Here is a 17341-nt window from a genome sequence, read left to right on the forward strand (position 1 = left end):
GATGCAGCCCACCGTAACCAGCCGTCTCACTCAATGCCCGCGCCTCCAGGCCGCACTCCGGGCTTGGAGTACGGCCTGGCGCCATCAGGCAGCCCAATCGAAGCCGCTCGGCGGACTGGTAGCGCGAGGCACCGCCGCATCCGGTGGCGGAAGTAGCCGGTAGACGTAGCGCCCGTCTTGATCTTTGGCGATGTGGATCTGATTGGGGCTGGTGTGCTTGAACCGGTTGTGCCATCCGCAGGTGAGGGCGAGTTGATCGATGTCGGTGGGTGACCTACCGAGTGCCCATCCGCCGACATGGTCCACTTCGCACAGCGTCCCGGGGGTTTCGCATTCGCGTACCGCGCAGGTTGGATAGAGGGTTTCCAACACCTGGCGTTGGGCTGCGGAGGCGAACCGTTCCCGGTGGCCCAGGTAGAGCGGGGTGTTGCCTCGTCCCAGCAGGAGGGGTGACACTCCGGCGGCGAGAGCGATGCGGCGGGCTTGGGCGGCGGGGATCGGTGTCCCGTCGGTGAGGCGGGCCGGAGCATTGCCGCCGGTCAGCGTCTCAAGGTCGCAGATCACGGTGACCTTGGTGGCCTTGTGCCCGCCCGACAGGACGCTGGACAGGGCCGCTGCGGTGCGCTCGCTCACGTCCCGGCGGTCGTCGGGCCCGGCCGGCTTGGCCAGCGGAGCGAGGGTGCCGTCCCAGATCGCGGCGTCCTCGGGGTTCAGCCAGCCTTTGATGTAGCGGCCGCCGTCGAGTGAACGCGTGGTGGTGATCCACGACTTGTCGTAGCCGTGCTTGGTGTCTGCGTCGGGGGCGTCCTCTGTGCCGTCGCGTTCGGCGATGACGTCGCGGATGCGTTGCCCGAACGGGGCGACCTTCCCGGCGGAGAAGCCCTGGTCGGCCATGTCCAGGAGTGTGGCCTCGGCTTGCGCGCAGTCGGTGTCCTCCAGCCGTGCGACCGAGTCGGCAATCGTGGTGGCGTACCCGTAGGACAGGTCTCCGGCCGCCAGCCGCTTGGCGACCTCCGGGATCCGGTGCCGTTGGCGCGCGAGGGTCAGGCGCTCCTTGGCGCGGCTTTCTCGCATGCCGAGCTTGGAGCGGAGCCATGCCCGGGTGGAGGGATATCCCCACCGCTGCTGCTCTCCGGCGGCGTCCACCCGGCCGATGAGAGTCGCGAGCGCGCTTTCCTGCAGATCGGTGGCGGCCGCCAGAGCTTCCGTGATCTCGAGGCAGGCGGCGGCCGATTCCGGAGCTTCCCGGGCTGCGAGTTCAGCCGCGATGCTCGAGAGCGCGTTCACCAATTCCATGGTGGACGCATCATCGAGATCGACTCGGGCTGAACGCATAGGTAAAGCATATCGCTCAACTGGACGGTTGATGGCGAGAATTGGGACGTATTGTTGTCACCTCGCGGATAGGTATAGCCAGCTATACCTATCCGGCCGACATAAGCCCCAGGAATTGCAAATCCGCGAGGGCTGGACTCGCTCCTTTGCCCCTGACGTGGGCGGGCGGTGGGGGCGGCGCGACCAGGCGGGGCAGGCGGAGCCTGCCCCTAACGCTGCCTCAGGGGCCGCAGAGGCTCCAAAGTCAAGGGTGGACGAAGTCCATCGCGCAGCGACGCCGAAGGCGCCCTTGACTTTGGAGGGGCGGCCCCGTACGCCAGCGCCGCCCCCACCGCCCGAAATCCGATCGCCCGAAATCCGATCGCCCAAGAACCAATCACCCTCGAACCCGAAAAACCGCCACCGACAAGAAGACCTAGAGTCGCCCGTAATCGTAATTCATGCCGATTCCGAGCGTGCTCTGCATCGGAAGGAGCCCGGTACCGACGATATCGAGAACGATGGGCATCAGCAGATCCGCCAACTCCTTCACCTCAACGGACGCGAGCAGATCCCACGGACCGGCGGCGAGTTCGTCGGTCTGCTTCTCGATCGCGGCGCGAACCCGAACCCCCTCTTCCGTCGCACGCACTTCACCGGCGCGCCCACTTTCCCCGTCCCGAACACCGCCAGCCGCTTCTTCTTTGGCGTGTACCAGACCGCGGGCGGTGAGGCGGTCCCGGGCGGCGGCCCATTGCTCGACGGTCCATTGCCGGCTGGCGAAGACGTCGACGGGAGCGGCCCCGACCGCCGCATGCGAGACGAGCGACTCGATGGGTCCGATGTCGTGAGCATGCAGCGCCGCGATGTGCCCGTCTCCCCGATGCTCCCGCAGGATGGTGGCGGCCTGCCACAGCACCAGGTGCGGCTCGTCCGGCCAGGGCAGCGCGGCGTTGGCGGCGGCCATCGGACGGCCCGCCATATCTGCCGCCTCGGCGACACGGCGCGCAGTCCGGGCGGCTTGCTCGAGTTCCGGCGAGCCGATCCGATCGCCCAGGATCCGGCGCAGCACCCGGTCCATGGCGATTCGGCGAGCGGCCAGGACCCGGCCGGGCGACGCCGTCCGCCAGGCCGGCTCCATGTAGCGCTCCACCATTGCCGGGTTGAAGCTGTAGAAGAGATCGCTCACGGTCTGCGCGTCCACCTCCCCCAGCGGAGCGGCTCGGTAGGGAAAGTAGCTCGGCCACCGCTCGTCGACGGCATATCCCAAGGCCGCGGCCTCTTCGGAGGCCTCGGGCGCGTAGTAAAGAACGGCATGGACGGGCTCCAGGAGCTGCCACATCTGCCGGACGGTGCTCAAGTCATGTGTCATGCCCATCTTTCATCACCTCGAACTTGTCAGTGACTAGATTCGCGTCCAGCTTCACCCCGGACCGGCATCTTGTCAATGTCTAGTTCGGAAGGTTCAGAGAATCAGGCACCCTCAGCCCCCAACGCGCGACGAAGAAGCACCCAGACGTCATCCACGTACACGAGGCGACGCAGCAGAACCCGCCGGTACGTGACGGGGAAGCGGAAAGAGGCCCGCTCCCCCGTCCGGTGCTCGACGAGAACGCGGACCTCACCGTCCAGAACAGGCAGTTCGCGGGCGACGAGGCCCACCAGCACGCCGAGCCCGCCCCAGGTACGGGATGGCAGCGCATCTCCGTAGACGAGGGCGGCGCAACGGCAAGTACGAGCCTTCGCATGGACGGCAGGCCAGAAGGAGTGCTCGCCCCTCAGCCGGTCCCAGTCCACACCGAGTTCCTCATGCGCGGGCCTTCGCACATGGGCTCGCGTCTCCGCCCCTGTCGCAGAGGCGTCACAGACGATCCATCGCAGCGGGACACCACGAAAACGCGTCCACTCCTTCTGGGCCGCCCTCAGAGCGGCGCGCAGCACAGAGACGACGTCAGCCCTGGCGTCTACGGAGAAGGCGTCCAGCCCCTGCACAACATCTAGGAGATGCGGTCGAGGATAAGAGGATGAAGGTCGGGCGTGCCGTCCTCTTCGACCGAGTACGCGCCGTCCAGCGACTCCAAAGCGCGCGCGAAGCGAGACTCGTCGTCGGCGTGCAGAGTCAGCAGCGGCTGCCCCGCCGTGACGCGGTCACCGGGCTTGGCGTGGCAGGTGATGCCGGCGGCGAACGACACCGGGTCCTCCTTGCGCGCGCGCCCGGCGCCGAGCCTCCAGGCGGCCACTCCGACACCGTAGGCGTCCAAACGGGTCAGCACACCCGACGACGGTGCCGCGATGACGTGGTTCTCGCGCGCGGACGGCAGCGCCGCGTCCGGGTCCCCGCCCTGGGCGCTGATCATCCGCCGCCACACGTCCATGGCGGACCCGTCCTTCAGCGCGTCCGCCGGGTCCTTCCCGGAGACGCCGGCCGCGGCCAGCATCTCCCGCGCCAGCGTCAGCGTCAGCTCCACCACGTCGGACGGCCCGCCCCCGGCCAGCACATCGACCGACTCCGCCACCTCGACGGCGTTGCCGACCGCGTTGCCGAGCGGCCGGTCCATGGCGGTCAGCAGCGCGACCGTCCGCAGCCCGTGGTCGGTGCCGATCGCGACCATCGTCTCGGCGAGCTCGCGCGCCGTCTCCGGCGTCTTCATGAACGCGCCGGACCCGACCTTGACGTCCAGGACCAGCGCCCCGGTCCCCTCCGCGATCTTCTTGGACATGATCGAGGACGCGATGAGCGGGATCGACTCGACGGTCCCGGTGACGTCGCGCAGCGCGTACAGCTTGCGGTCGGCGGGCGCGAGGCCGCTGCCGGCGGCGCAGATCACCGCGCCGGTCGAGCGCAGCACGTCCAGCATCTCGGCGTTGGAGAGCGACGCGCGCCAGCCGGGGATCGACTCCAGCTTGTCCAGGGTGCCGCCGGTGTGGCCGAGGCCCCGCCCGGACAGCTGCGGGACGGCCGCGCCGCACGCCGCGACCACCGGCGCCAGCGGCAGCGTGATCTTGTCTCCGACGCCTCCGGTGGAGTGCTTGTCGGTGGTGGGACGGTCCAGCGCCGACCAGTCCATCCGCTCGCCGGACCGGATCATCGCCTCGGTCCAGCGGGCGACCTCGGCGCGGGTCATGCCGTTCAGCAGGATCGCCATCGCCAGCGACGCCATCTGCTCCTCGGCGATCGCGCCGCGGGTGTAGGCGTCCACCGCCCAGTCGATCTGCTCGGCGGTGAGCGTTCCGCCGTCGCGCTTGCTGCGGATGACGTCGATGGCGTCCACAGTGTCCTCTCAGCTCGGAAAACGTTCGGCAGGGGTCGTGGAAGACCGGGCGGTCAGGCCCGGGACGTGAGGTCGTCGGGCCCGAACGCGTCGGGCAGGACGTCCGACATGGGCAGGATGCCGCGGACGGTCTCCAGCAGCATCGGGGCGCCGCCGTGCTCCCACAGCAGCTGGCGGCAGCGCCCGCACGGCATCAGCGGGTCGCCGTGCCGGTCGACGACCGACACCGCGACGAGCCGCGGCGACCCGCCCTTCCCGGGCCCGTGCAGCGCCGACACCAGGGAGCACTCGGCGCACAGCCCGACCCCGTACGAGGCGTTCTCGACATTGCAGCCGGTGATGACGCGCCCGTCGTCCACCAGCGCCGCCGCGCCCACCGGGAACCCGGAGTAGGGCGCGTACGCGCGCTCCATCGCCTCTCGCGCGGCGGTGCGCAGGGCAGGCCAGTCGATGTCGCTCATACCTTCATGATCTCTCAGGAGACGCCCGTACAGGACGCCGTCGAAGAACACCTGGGAAGACGCCCGCAGCGCCCCCGTCAGCGGAAGCCCGCTCGGCAGAAGCCCGGTCCGGTCAGCGGGCCTCGCCGCGGCGGTACCGCAGCCCGTCGGCGGCGGGCATCCGCAGCCGCTGGCTGGCCAGCGCGAGGACGAGCAGCGTCGTCAGGTGCGGGCTGAACGACACCAGTTCGCCCGGGACCTCGTCGCTCAGCAGGAACCAGACGAGCAGCGCCGCAGCCGCGACCAGCGACAGCACCGCGCCGACGTAGGCGCCGCGGACCTCGCGCCGCCCGAGGTCCGTCACGATCTGCGAGCGGAGCCGGTTGGCCCGCACCCCCTGCCACACGGCGACGCCGACCAGCAGGATCGTGACGAACAGCAGCAGCGCGTGCACGGACTGGCCGCCGCCGCGCACGTTCATCGCGTCGGTGTAGCCGAACAGCAGCGACCCGGCGGCGAGCCCGCCCGGACGCCAGTTGCCGAAGATCATGGACGCGAGGCCGATGTAGCCGCGTCCGCCGGTCTGCCCGTCCTGGTAGAGGGACGCGGCGACGGTGACGAGGAACGCGCCCGCGAGGCCGGAGAACCCGCCCGAGATGATGACGGCCGCGTACTTCATCCGGTACACGGACACGCCGAGGGACTCGGCCGCGTACGGGTCCTCGCCGCAGGACCGGATCCGCAGCCCGAACGGAGTTTTCCACAGGATCAGGAAAGTCAGCGGGATCAGCAGCAGGCAGACCAGGGTGAGCAGGGACAGCCCGTTCGTCACCCCTCGAAGGATGCCCGCGATGTCCGACACCAGGAACCAGTGGTGCTTCTCCAGCGACCCGAGCCAGTCCGGGCTCGTCCAGCCGCCGATCCTGCCGCCGGACAGCACCGGCAGCGTCAGCGTCTTGATCGGGTCGATCGGCGGCGACTGCCGGGGCCCGCCGCCGAGGTCCTTCGCGTGCCCGACGTTGAAGATCAGCCCGGCCAGGAACTGGGTGAGGCCGAGCCCGAGGATGTTGATCGCGACACCGGACACGATGTGGTCGACGCCGAACGTGACGGTCGCGATGGCGTGCAGCAGCCCGCCGAGGGCGCCGCCGAGGATGCCGAACAGCACCCCGATCCAGGGACCCCACTGGTAGCCCGCCCACGCGCCGGTCCAGGTCCCGAGGATCATCATGCCCTCGAGCCCGATGTTGATCACGCCGGAGCGTTCCGCCCACAGCCCGCCGAGCCCGGCGAGGAAGATCGGCACGGCCAGCCGCAGCGCGGCGCTGACGGTGCCGCTGGAGGTGACGTCGTCGGCCCCGTCGATCACCCGGACCAGCGACAGCAGCACCAGCAGGCCCGCCGCGATCATCAGGTGGTGCGGCCAGCGCAGCCGGAACTTGCCGTTCCCGGCCTTGGCCGGCGCGGCGGTCTCGGTCGCGGTCATGAGGTGCTCCCAGCGGCCTCGCGGGCCAGGTCATGGCCGGTGGCCAGCTCCGCGGCGACGGACCGCTGCTGCAACCGGATCTCCCAGCGCCGGACGAGCTCGTAGACGATGACGACGGTCAGCACGACGACGCCCTGCATCACCCCGACGATCTCCTTGGGCACCTCGACCTCCTGGAGGATGTCGGAGGTCTGGTCGAGGAAGGCGAACAGCAGTGACGCGAGCGCGATCCCCGCCGGATGGTTGCGGCCGAGCAGCGCCACGGTGATGCCGGTGAAGCCGAGGCCCGCCGGGAAGTTCAGCGAGTAGTCGTAGGACTCGCCGAGCAGCCCCGGGATGCCGATCAGCCCGGCCACCGCGCCGGACGCCACCATCGTGATCACGATCATCCGCTTGGCGCTGACGCCGCTGGCCTGCGCGGCCGACGGGGACAGCCCGGAGATCTTCAGGTCGAACCCGAACCGGGTGTAGTTGATCACGACCCAGAACACGATGCCGACGACGATCGCCAGGGGCAGCAGCCCGTACACCGCACCGGGAAGGTTGATGCCGATCGACGACAGGAAGCCGTTCAGCGGGCCGACGCGTCCCGAGTGCGGGATCGTCGCCGTCGCGACGTCGTTGCTGTTCGGCCGGGACTCGGCGAGCCGCTTGTCGTTCAGCAGGTAGGCGATCACGCCGGTGGCGATCGCGTTCAGCATGATCGTGGACAGCACCTCGCTGACCCCGCGGGTCACCTTCAGCACGCCCGCGATCGCCGCCCACAGCCCACCGACCAGCACCGCCGCGACGATCACCAGGATCTGCCCGAACGGCGCCGGCAGCGAGACCGCGCCGCCGAGCGCCGCCGCCAGGAACGCGGCGAGCCGGTACTGGCCGTCCACGCCGATGTTCAGCAGCGCCATCCGGAAGCCGATCGCGACCGCGACCGCCGACAGGTAGTACCGGGTGGCGCGGTTGATGATGTCGACGATGGAGTGCTGCTGCGTGCCGTAGTCGACCATGCTCTGCACGGCGCTGACGGGGTCGGCCCCGGTGAGCCGGAGCAGGACCATCGTGATGCCGAGCGAGATCAGCAGCGCGAGGATCGGCGCGCCGATCTTCAGCCCGAGCCCCGTCGGCCCGAGCCCGCGCAGGATCGCCTTCCACGACGGCACCGGCTCCGGCCCCTGCTTCGGCGGCGCCCCGCCCTCCGAAGGATCAGGCTCCGCCGGCCGCGGCACCTCTACCCGCCCGGACTCCGCGCCCGCCTTGGACTCCGCGTCGGGCTTGGAGGACGTACCCGGTTCGGACGCCGCGGCCTCGCCGGACGGCCCTCCCGAAGGAGCGGGCGCCGTTTCCGGGTTGGGCGGGGCGTCCTCTCCGGACGGCTCGTTCGGGCGGTCGGGGGTGGGGTCTTCGGGGGTGGGGCCGGTCATGACGGGTCTCCGGCGCCGGTCATGGCGGAGCCGAGCTCCTCCGGGGTGACCGTCCGCGGATCGACCTCCGCGACCAGCCGGCCCCGCAGGATCACGTGCAGGGTGTCGGACATTCCGATGAGTTCCTCAAGATCGGCGCTGATCAGCAGCACGGCGAGCCCGTCGGCGCGGGCCTGCCGCAGGTAGTCCCAGATGGCGGCCTGGGCGCCGACGTCGATGCCGCGGGTCGGGTGTGCGGCGATCAGCAGCCGCGGCTCGCCGGACATCTCCCGTCCGACGATCAGCTTCTGCTGGTTGCCGCCCGACAGCGCGGCGGCGGGCACGTCGATCCCGGGCGTCCGGACGTCGTACTCGCGGACGATCCGGGTGGTGTCGCGGCGGGCGCCGCGCCGGTCCACCCAGGGGCCGCGGACGTTCGGGCGCTGCGTCTGGTGGCCGAGCACCCGGTTCTCCCACAGCGACGCCTCCAGCACGAGCCCGTGCCGGTGCCGGTCCTCGGGAATGTAGGCGATGCCGGCCTCGCGGCGGCGCCGCGTCGGCCAGTGCGCGATGTCCTCGCCGCCGTAGGCGATCGTGCCGGCGTCCGCGGACCGCAGGCCCATGATCGCCTCGATCAGCTCGCTCTGCCCGTTGCCCTCGACGCCCGCCAGCCCGACGATCTCGCCGCGGCGGATCCGCAGCGAGACGTCGTCGACGACGGGACGGCCCTGCGGGGTGAGGACCGTCAGCCCGCCGACCGCCAGCTGGACGTCCTCGGTGACGGTCGAGTCGCGCAGCTCCGGGGTGGGAAGCTGCGAGCCGACCATCAGCTCGGCGAGCCGCCGCGAGGTGACCTCGGAGGGGTCGAGCCGCGTCGCGACGGTGGTGCCGCGCCGGATCACCGAGATGGTGTCGGCGACCGACAGCACCTCGTCCAGCTTGTGCGAGATGAACAGCACGGTGAGGCCCTCGGCGCGCAGCTCCCGCAGGTTGCCGAACAGCTCCTCGACCTCCTGCGGGACGAGCACCGCGGTGGGCTCGTCCAGGATCAGCACGCGGGCGCCCCGGTACAGGACCTTGAGGATCTCGACGCGCTGCCGCTCGCCGACGCCGAGCGTCTCGACGAGGACGTCTGGGTCGACGCGCAGCCCGTACGCCTTCGACATCTCGCGGATGCGGGCGCGGGCGGCGGCGAAGTCGATGCGGCCGCGCAGCCAGCCCTTGGCGCGGGGTTCCGCGCCGAGGATGACGTTCTCCAGCACGGTCAGGTTGTCGGCCAGCTTGAAGTGCTGGTGCACCATCCCGATGCCGCGGGCGATCGCGTCGGCGGGGGTGCGGAACGACACCTGCTCCCCGCCGATCTCGATGGTGCCCTCGTCCGGCCGCTGCATCCCGTAGAGGATCTTCATCAGCGTGGACTTGCCCGCGCCGTTCTCGCCGCAGAGCGCGTGCACCTCGCCGGGCTCGATGCTCAGGTTGATGTCGCGGTTGGCGACGACGCCGGGGAACCGCTTGGTGATCGATGTCAGCCGCACGGCCGGCACCTGGTCAGGCACGAGTGCCCCTCCTCCTGCCTCGGGGTACGCGGTCAGGGCGCGCGCGGCGGGCGGCGTCGCGTCGGCGACGCGGCCCGGGCGGCGCGCCCCTGGCCGGGAGACGGCCGGGCGGGGCGGCTCCGGCGCACGCCGGGGCCGCCCGCCCGGTCCGCGCTACGGCTTGGTCGGGACGGTGATCTTGCCGGCGACGATCTGCGCCTTCAGGTCGTCCAGCTTGGCCTTGATGTCGTCGACGTTGCCGCCGGAGGTGGCGTAGCCGACGCCGTCGTTCTTCAGGTCGTACTGCACCGTGCCGGCCTTGAACTGGTTGTTCGCGACCGACTCGACGAAGTTGAACACCGACAGGTCGACGTGCTTGACCATCGAGGTGAGGATGTGCGTCTTCACGTCGGCGACGGCGGGCTGGTTGTACTGGTCGGAGTCGACGCCGATGGCCCACTTGCCGGCCGCGCCGACGGTCTTGATGACGCCGATGCCGGCGCCGCCCGCGGCGTGGTAGATGACGTCCGCGCCCTTGTCGAGCTGGCCCTTGGCGGCCTCGTTGCCGAGGCCGGTGTCCTTGAAGCCGTTGAAGTTCGGCGGCTCGGTCAGGTACTTGGGCGGCAGCACGGTGATGCCGGGCTTGGCCTTCTTGGCGCCCGCCTGGTAGCCGGCGAAGAACTTCTGGATCAGCGGCACGTCCACGCCGCCGATGAAGCCGATCTTGCCGGTCTTGGACTTCAGCGCCGCGGCGGCGCCGACCAGGAACGAGCCCTGCTCCTCGGAGAAGCAGGAGCCGGCGACGTTGGCGCCCTCGACCTTGCAGCCGTCGGCGTCGACGACGAAGAACTTGGTGTTCGGGAACGCCTTGGCGACCTTCAGCAGCGACGCGGTGTAGGAGAAGCCGACGCCGATGACCGGGTTGTAGCCGGTGCTGGCGAGCAGCCGCAGGCGCGACTCCTTGTCGGAGTCGGGCTCGTCCGGCTGCGCGGAGATCTCCTTGGTGGTGACGTGCAGGTCCTTCTCGGCCTTCGAGAGGCCGGCCGCCGCCGAGTCGTTGAACGACTGGTCGCCGCGGCCGCCGATGTCGAACGCCAGGCCGACCTTGAGGGTCTTCTTGCCGTTGTCGCCGCCGCTGTCACCGCCGGCCTTCTTGCCACCGCACGCGGAAGCGCCGCCCAGCGTCAGCGCCGCACCCGTCACGGTGACGAGAGTGATCTTCAGTCCACGGCGCAAGGTAGCGCTCCTTCCGTTCCCCACACGGGATCGGCGGCCGCTCGGCCACCGAAATCGATGGGACGCTACCCCGCCGATGGTGGAAAACTGCCAGGTTGCACCGTTTCGCAATGCGTCCGTTACCAATGCGTACGCATATCGCCACAGGTCAGCGCACGGACGACGGTGTCCGGTAACGCTCCGGAGCCGGACCCCGGACGGGGACCGGACGGGGGCCCGCCGTGGGCTGGGCGGCGGGCCCCGGCCGTCACGCCAGCGTGGCGCCCTCGACCGTCTCGGGGTCGGCCGGGCGGGCGCCGTCCCACAGCGCGGTCAGCGCGGTCGCCGCGAGCACCCGCACCCCGACCGGGATGCACCGCTCGTCGACGTCGAAGTCGCCGCGGTGCAGGTCGTACTCGCCGGGCGAGCCGGGCGTGCGGACGCCGAGCCGGGCGAGCGCGCCCGGGATCGACTCCAGGTACCAGCCGAAGTCCTCGCCGCCGAGGCTCTGCGGCGTCGGCACGACGCCCTCCGGTTCGAGGACCTGCGCGGCCGCGTCCCGGAACATCTGCACGCTCGCCGCCTCGTTCACCGTCGGCGGGACGCCGCGGACGTACTCCAGCGACGCCTCGACGTCGTAAGCGGCGGCGACCGACTGCAGCAGCGCCTTCATCATCTCCGGCGCGCGGTGCCACGCCTCGTCGTCCAGGCAGCGGACGGTGCCCTCGGCGACGCCGTCGTCGGGGATCGCGTTGGCGACCGACCCGGCCGACACCCGGCCCCACACCAGCGACAGGCTGGAGCGCGGGTCGACCCGCCGCGACAGCGCCGCCGGCAGCTCGGTGACGATCTTGGCGAGCGCGTAGACGAGGTCGGCGGTCAGGTGCGGCCGGGCGGTGTGCCCGCCGGGGCCGGTCACCTTCACGTACACCTTGTCGCAGGCCGCGGTGATCGGCCCGGAGCGCAGTCCCAGCTCGCCGACCTCGATGCGCGGGTCGCAGTGCAGCGCGAACGCGCGGTCCACCCCGGCGATGCCGCCGGCCGCCATCACGTCCAGCGCCCCGCCCGGGGTCTCCTCGGCCGGCTGGAACAGCAGCCGGACCCGGCCGGGCAGCAGCCCCGCCTCGGCCTGCTGCGCGAGGAACAGCCCGGCGCCCAGCACCATCGTGGTGTGCGCGTCGTGCCCGCAGGCGTGCGCGACGCCCGGCACGGTCGACCGGTACGGCACGTCCTCCTTCTCGTCCTGCAGCGGCAGCGCGTCGATGTCGGCGCGCAGCGCGATCGTCGGGCCGTCGCCCGGGCCGATGTCGCAGAACAGCCCGGTGCCCTTCGGCAGGATCCGCGGTTCGAGCCCGGCGAGGCGCAGCCGCTCGGCGATCCGCGCGGTGGTGCGGTGCTCGTTGTAGCCCAGCTCGGGGTGCATGTGCAGGTCGCGGCGGAACGCGACGAGCTCCTCCTCGTGACGGGCGAGGAACACCTCGAGCTGCGGCCGCAGCGCGGCCGGGCGCTCGCTGCCCTCGGGGCCGTGCGGTCCCGGGGCGGTCGGTGGTTCAAGGCCGGGCATCACCCCGGGTCCCGGTTGTGTCATGTGCGCCCCCTGCGCGAGGGCGGGGCCGCTGGGCCGCCGCCCGGTGTTCTCCTCCGCGCCGCCGCTGCCGGCCGCGCGGACGTTCCCTCGTGTTCCGCCGGTGCCGCCCGCGTTGCCGGCGTCACCGCTGTCGTCGCGGGCCCCGGCGCCGCCGGCGCCCGCTCTGTGCTCGTCCGGAGCGGTGTTCTCGCCCGGCGCGTTGTTCTCGCCCGGCGCGGTCTTCCCGCCGGACGCGGTTTTCCCGCCGGACGCGTCCGCCGCGGTTCCCTCGGGGCGCCCGTCCGGCCGGTGCGGCTGCTCAGGCCCCGGCATGGACGACCTCCCCCAGCGCGACGAACCTGTCCTCGGCGAGTTCGGTGACCGCCGCGTCGACGATGTTCTCCAGCGAGCCGCCGCCCGCGCGGATCGCGCGCTGCCGCTCGTAGGGGGCCCCGTTCTCCAGGACCTCGCCGGCGACCTTGAGCTCCTCGGCGCAGCCGAGCCGGTCGGCGACCGGCTCCAGCTCGCGGATCAGCTCGTACAGGTCGTCGCGCAGCGGTGCGGTGTTGCCGCCGTCGTCGGTGATGACGATGGCGTCGAGCCCGTAGCGGGTCGCGCGCCACTTGTTGTCGCGCACGACCCACGCGGCCGGCCGCGGCAGCGTGTAGCCCCGGTCGAGCTGCTGCTCGAACAGCGTGACCAGGCTCTGGCACAGCGCCGCCGCCATGCCGACCTCGCGCATGGTGGGGATCCCGTCGAACATCCGGATCTCGACGGTGCCGAAGTCCGGGTGGGGGCGGATGTCCCACCACACCTCCTTGATGCTCCGGATGGTTCCGGCGCGCATCAGGGTGTCCATGTAATCCTCGAAGGCCGCCCAATCGTCCAGCAAGTGGGGAGGACCGGCCGTCGGCAGCTGACCGAAGACGACCGCCCGGCAGGACGCCAGCCCGGTGTCGGCGCCGCTCCAGAACGGGCTGGACGCGGTGAGCGCCAGGAAGTGCGGCAGGTAGGCCGACAGCGCGTTCACGATCGGGATCGCCTTGGCGCCGTCGGAGACGCCCACGTGGACGTGCACGCCGAAGGTCTGGATGCGCCGGGCCAGCCACTGCATCTGCTCGACCAGGTCGGCGTAGCGCTGCGTCGGGGCCATCACCGCGTCGCGCCAGTCGCTGATCGGGTGGGTGCCGGTGCAGGCGAGCGCGATGCCGCGGTCGGCGGCGGCGGTGCGCAGCTCGCCGAGGGTGGCCGCGAGGTCGTTCTTGGCCTCGCCGACGGTGTGGCAGATCCCGGTCACCACCTCGACGGTGGACTCCATGAGCTCGTGCCGGACCTTGGGGATCTCGCCGCCCTCGCTGAGCGACGGCAGCGCGGCCAGCACCTGGCGCGCGTCCTGCCGCAGGTGCCGGGTCTCCGCATCGACGAGCTGGATCTCCCACTCGACGCCGAGCGTCGTGCCCCTCGATGCGTTGAACTCAATGGCCACGGCCAACCTCCGTCCACAATCCTTGCAGGTCGTTGCGTGGCACGTGGCGCAATTTAGCCAGCGGGTCCCTAAGCCTGGACAAACGCCGGTCCAGGTCACGTGTTCACACCATCATGGCGCCCGCGCCCGCCACCACGCCGGACTCCGTGCCCTTCGCGGATCAATTGACTCGTACGGGCGGCCCGCAGGCCCGTGCGTCCCCTACTTTTCGGTCATTGATCATGTACCCGACACCACTCGATCGAACTAGTCCGCCGGACCCAAAATACCTGCGGCGACGGACGGTGACCGACCCTAGCGTCCGCTTACCTACCGTGAGTAGTCATAAGCGCCACAAAAATCGTCTAATGCACCATACGCCTCATCCGTCCCGAGCTTGCCGTCTTCACGGTCGGGTACCCCTTCGCCGGATGTGTCGCCTAGTCTTCGGGGGAGCCATGGGCGTGCGGGGCGGAACGGCCGCGGGACTGAGGAGCGTCGGAAGCTTGCGAGCAGGACGACAGGGGCGGACCGGAGTCCGGCGCGCCGTACCGGTGATCACTGTGCCGATGATCGCGCCGCTGGCCGCGGCCTGCCTGCTGGCGCCCCCGGCCGCCGCCGCGGGCCCGGCCGCCGCGGCGCCGCACGGCGACCCCGTCGGCGGGCCCCAGCTGGCGAGCCGCGGCATCGTGCTGAACACGGCGCCCGGCGTCGCCGCGCTGCCGAAGCTGAAGTTCTCCTCCTACCTGGTCGCCGACGCCGACACCGGCGAGGTGCTGGCCGCCAAGGACCCGCACGGGCAGTACCTGCCGGCCAGCACGCTGAAGACGCTGACCTCGGCGACGCTCGTCACCAAGCTCGACCCGAACCGGCTCGTCCAGCCCTCGCAGAAGGCGTGCGACGTCGAGGGCACCAAGGTCGGGCTGACGCCGTCGATGAAGTACAAGGTCTCCGACCTGTTCCACGCGCTGATGATGATGTCGGCGAACGACGCGGCGGTCACGCTCGCCGAGGCCAACGGCGGCATGCGCAAGACCATCGCCGACATGAACACCGAGGCGAAGTACCTGCACGCCGACGACACGCTCGCCGCGTCGCCGAACGGTCTCGACGTCGACTACGGCCTCAACGTGCACACCCAGCACACCTCGGCCTACGACCTGGTGCTGTTCCTGCGGGAGGCGATGAAGAGCCCGCAGTTCCGGACGTACGTGCAGGCCACGCAGTTCCACTTCCCGGCGCCGCCGACCAAGAAGGAGAAGAAGAAGCACAAGAAGGTCGGCGGCTATCCGATCTTCACGCACAACAAGCTGCTGCCGGGCCAGAAGTACGGCTACCGGGGCATGCTCGGCGGCAAGAACGGCTACACCGTGCACGCCCAGCAGACCTACGTCGCCGAGGCGCGCCGCGACGGGCACACGATCATCGTCTCGGTGATGCACGGCGAGACCTCGCCGTTCCAGGCCGCCGCCAAGCTGCTGGACTGGGGCTTCGCCGCGCGCGGCAAGGTGCAGCCGGTCGGCACGCTGGCCGCGCCGGGCAACGCCCAGGCGAAGAAGCACGCCGACGGCGAGTCGGGCGGCGTGCTGCCCGGCACCTCGCTGGACTCCTCGGGCGGCTCGTCCGCGCTCGGCTACGAGATCGGCGGCGGGACGCTCGGCGCGCTGCTGGCCATCGGCGTGCTGTTCGCGGTGTACCGCCGCCGGCGCCGCCACCCGGCGCCGCGTCCGGCCGGGGGCCCTGGGGGCTCCGGGCCCGCGGGGAGTGCCCGCGATTACGGGGCGCCCTACGACCACGGGCCCGCCAACGAGGGGCCCTACAACGGCGGCCGTTCCCACAGTGAGCCGTACAACGACGCCTCGTACAACGAAGCCCCTTACGACGACGGCTCGTACAACGACGGGGCGCGCTAGCGCCGGTCAGGACGCCCGGGCCGTCGCGCCGCCGTCCCGCTTCGGTTCCCGCGGCTCCCCCGGTTCCTTCGGCTCCTTCGGTTCACGGGCCTCACGGGGTTCCCGGGGCTCACGGGGTTCCCGCAGTTCGCCGATCTCCTGTTCGGCGACGTTCTCCGGGTCCGCCGCGTCGGCCGTCAGCACGACGCGGCGGGTCGCCGTCCACGCGGCGACGAACAGCGTGAACCGGGACACGATGTTGATCCACACCATCAGGCCGACGAGGACGGCGAACGAGGCGTAGACCGGGTTCTGCGTCGTCCGGCCGATCAGCAGCGTCGCGACCTGCTTGAGCAGCTCCAGCCCGAGCGCGCCGAACAGCGCGCCGCGGATGATCCGCCGCCACGGCGCGATCGTCCCCGACAGCCGGGTGAACAGCACCAGGAAGATCACCGTGTCGAACGCGACGGCGCAGGCCAGCGACAGCAGCCGCAGCCCGGTGCCGGCGCCCGGGACGTGCTGCAGCGAGAACCAGCCGAGCACGGTGTGGGTCGCCGACGAGGTGACCGCCGACACCGCCATCCCGCAGATGAGGACGACGCCGAGGAAGGCGAGCACGGCCAGGTCCCACAGCCGCTTGAGGAAGAAGTTGCCGCCGCCGGTGGGCGGGTTGCCCCAGATGTCGCGGAGCGACTCGCGCAGCACCTGCACCCAGCCGAGCCCGGTGAACAGCAGCGCGACCAGGCCGACGACGCCGACCGCCGCCTTGGACTGGGCGATCTGCTCCACCTGCAGCTGGTCCGACAGGCCCGGCAGCAGCTCCCGGACGGCCTTGACGAAGTAGTCGCGGGCCTGCGTGCTGATCCCCACCAGGTAGCCGAGCAGCGAGTACGCCAGCGCGAGCAGCGGGAAGAACGACAGGAACCCGTAGCAGGTCAGGGCGGCGGCGAGCCGGTCGCCGCGGCGCTCCTGGTAGCGCTCGAACGCGCGGGCGAGGTGGTCGAACCAGCGCCAGCGGGCGCGCGCCGCGCCGAGCAGGTCCTTCCCGGCCTCCAGCAGTGCCTCGGTCCGCCGCTGAACCCCGTTGATCACCTGCCGCATGTACGCAACGTACCCAACCCTTGCCGCTCGATGCGGCGGACGGTAATCAACCGTTGAACGTTGAGTGGCGTTTCCCATTGCCGAACAGGAAATCGCATTGCGGCCGCCAGACGCCGTCCAGGCCGTGCTCGTACAGCGAGAAGCCCCACGCCTCGAACTCGGAGCGGTAGCCGGACATGTCCTTGTACGCGCGGTCCATCACGTCGTCGGGCAGGTGGTGGGCGATGGTGATGTGCGGGTGGTACGGGAACGGCAGCGGCCGCGCGAGCGGCCCCGACGCGACCTTCGCCTGGACGCGCTCACAGCCGCCGATTCCCTGCGCCAGCGCCACGAACACGACCGGGGACACCGGTCGGAACGTTCCGCTGCCGCGCAAGCGGATGCGGAACGGACGCTCCGAATGCGCGACGCCCAGCAGATGCGCCTCGATCGCCTCGAGCTCGCCCGCGGCGACCTCGGTCGGCGGCATCAGCGTGATGTGCGTCGGGATCGCGGTGGCGAGGGGGTCGCCGTAGGACGCGCGGGTGCGCTGCAGCTGCGTGCCGTACGGCTCGGGGACCGGGATCGCCACCCCGATCATCCGGACGCCGCCGGCCTGGCCCGCGGGCATCCCCACGAAGGTGTCCGCGGGCACGGGCCCGGCCCCCTCGCCGGCCA

14 protein-coding genes are annotated in these 17341 nt (G+C 71.1%); 1 reads left to right on the plus strand and 13 read right to left on the minus strand.

Annotated elements, in window-relative coordinates:
- Positions 1 to 84 precede the first annotated feature (84 nt).
- The 11 genes from J4709_RS35610 to J4709_RS35660 form a co-directional block, all read right to left on the minus strand.
- Positions 85 to 1335 (minus strand): HNH endonuclease signature motif containing protein, encoded by a 1251-nt coding sequence (locus J4709_RS35610; protein ID WP_208247610.1) that lies wholly within the window; start codon positions 1333 to 1335, stop codon positions 85 to 87.
- A 415-nt stretch (positions 1336 to 1750) separates the two neighbouring features.
- Positions 1751 to 2656: an SCO6745 family protein gene (locus J4709_RS35615; RefSeq protein ID WP_232384544.1), complete on the minus strand. Its 906-nt coding sequence runs from the start codon at positions 2654 to 2656 to the stop codon at positions 1751 to 1753.
- Between the two features lie 131 nt (positions 2657 to 2787).
- On the minus strand, positions 2788 to 3111 hold the full coding sequence (locus J4709_RS35620; RefSeq protein WP_208247612.1) for a hypothetical protein: 324 nt from the start codon (positions 3109 to 3111) through the stop codon (positions 2788 to 2790).
- Between the two features lie 200 nt (positions 3112 to 3311).
- Positions 3312 to 4586 (minus strand): thymidine phosphorylase, encoded by a 1275-nt coding sequence (locus tag J4709_RS35625; RefSeq protein WP_208247614.1) that lies wholly within the window; start codon positions 4584 to 4586, stop codon positions 3312 to 3314.
- 53 nt (positions 4587 to 4639) lie between these two features.
- Entirely contained in the window at positions 4640 to 5047 is a 408-nt protein-coding gene (locus J4709_RS35630; protein ID WP_208247616.1) for a cytidine deaminase, read from the minus strand.
- Positions 5048 to 5159: 112 nt separating this feature from the next.
- Positions 5160 to 6512 (minus strand): ABC transporter permease, encoded by a 1353-nt coding sequence (locus J4709_RS35635; protein ID WP_208247618.1) that lies wholly within the window; start codon positions 6510 to 6512, stop codon positions 5160 to 5162.
- Positions 6509 to 7930 (minus strand): ABC transporter permease, encoded by a 1422-nt coding sequence (locus tag J4709_RS35640; RefSeq protein ID WP_232384545.1) that lies wholly within the window; start codon positions 7928 to 7930, stop codon positions 6509 to 6511. The genes J4709_RS35635 and J4709_RS35640 overlap by 4 nt, the downstream gene beginning before the upstream one ends.
- Entirely contained in the window at positions 7927 to 9465 is a 1539-nt protein-coding gene (locus J4709_RS35645) for an ABC transporter ATP-binding protein (RefSeq protein WP_372442187.1), read from the minus strand. Before J4709_RS35645 ends, J4709_RS35640 begins: the two co-directional genes overlap by 4 nt.
- 153 nt (positions 9466 to 9618) lie before the next feature.
- Positions 9619 to 10680 (minus strand): BMP family lipoprotein, encoded by a 1062-nt coding sequence (locus J4709_RS35650; protein ID WP_232384546.1) that lies wholly within the window; start codon positions 10678 to 10680, stop codon positions 9619 to 9621.
- 247 nt (positions 10681 to 10927) lie between these two features.
- Complete coding sequence (locus J4709_RS35655) at positions 10928 to 12247, minus strand: M20 family metallopeptidase (protein ID WP_208247778.1); 1320 nt, start codon at positions 12245 to 12247, stop codon at positions 10928 to 10930.
- Positions 12248 to 12545: 298 nt separating this feature from the next.
- Entirely contained in the window at positions 12546 to 13712 is a 1167-nt protein-coding gene (locus tag J4709_RS35660; protein WP_208247620.1) for a glutamate--cysteine ligase, read from the minus strand.
- A 548-nt stretch (positions 13713 to 14260) separates the two neighbouring features.
- Here J4709_RS35660 and J4709_RS35665 point away from each other — a divergent pair.
- Complete coding sequence (locus J4709_RS35665) at positions 14261 to 15604, plus strand: D-alanyl-D-alanine carboxypeptidase family protein (RefSeq protein ID WP_208247622.1); 1344 nt, start codon at positions 14261 to 14263, stop codon at positions 15602 to 15604.
- A gap of 6 nt (positions 15605 to 15610) precedes the next feature.
- Here J4709_RS35665 and J4709_RS35670 read toward each other — a convergent pair whose 3' ends face one another.
- Positions 15611 to 16684 (minus strand): YihY/virulence factor BrkB family protein, encoded by a 1074-nt coding sequence (locus tag J4709_RS35670; protein WP_208247624.1) that lies wholly within the window; start codon positions 16682 to 16684, stop codon positions 15611 to 15613.
- A 46-nt stretch (positions 16685 to 16730) separates the two neighbouring features.
- Positions 16731 to 17318, minus strand: a complete 588-nt coding sequence (locus tag J4709_RS35675) for a 2'-5' RNA ligase family protein (protein WP_307801834.1) — start codon at positions 17316 to 17318, stop codon at positions 16731 to 16733.
- Positions 17319 to 17341 lie beyond the last annotated feature (23 nt).

Origin of the sequence: Actinomadura violacea, from assembly GCF_017573465.1 — a bacterium.
Lineage (GTDB): Bacteria > Actinomycetota > Actinomycetes > Streptosporangiales > Streptosporangiaceae > Spirillospora > Spirillospora violacea.

What these genes read in the sequence shown, in the direction of transcription:
- J4709_RS35630 (WP_208247616.1), bottom strand. Translation starts at nt 5,047, where the DNA reads ATGAGCGACATCGACTGGCCTGCCCTGCGCACCGCCGCGCGAGAGGCG.
- J4709_RS35640 (WP_232384545.1), bottom strand. Translation starts at nt 7,930, where the DNA reads ATGACCGGCCCCACCCCCGAAGACCCCACCCCCGACCGCCCGAACGAG.
- J4709_RS35610 (WP_208247610.1), bottom strand. Translation starts at nt 1,335, where the DNA reads ATGCGTTCAGCCCGAGTCGATCTCGATGATGCGTCCACCATGGAATTG.
- J4709_RS35635 (WP_208247618.1), bottom strand. Translation starts at nt 6,512, where the DNA reads ATGACCGCGACCGAGACCGCCGCGCCGGCCAAGGCCGGGAACGGCAAG.
- J4709_RS35670 (WP_208247624.1), bottom strand. Translation starts at nt 16,684, where the DNA reads ATGCGGCAGGTGATCAACGGGGTTCAGCGGCGGACCGAGGCACTGCTG.
- J4709_RS35665 (WP_208247622.1), top strand. Translation starts at nt 14,261, where the DNA reads ATGATCGCGCCGCTGGCCGCGGCCTGCCTGCTGGCGCCCCCGGCCGCC.
- J4709_RS35615 (WP_232384544.1), bottom strand. Translation starts at nt 2,656, where the DNA reads ATGTGGCAGCTCCTGGAGCCCGTCCATGCCGTTCTTTACTACGCGCCC.
- J4709_RS35655 (WP_208247778.1), bottom strand. Translation starts at nt 12,247, where the DNA reads ATGACACAACCGGGACCCGGGGTGATGCCCGGCCTTGAACCACCGACC.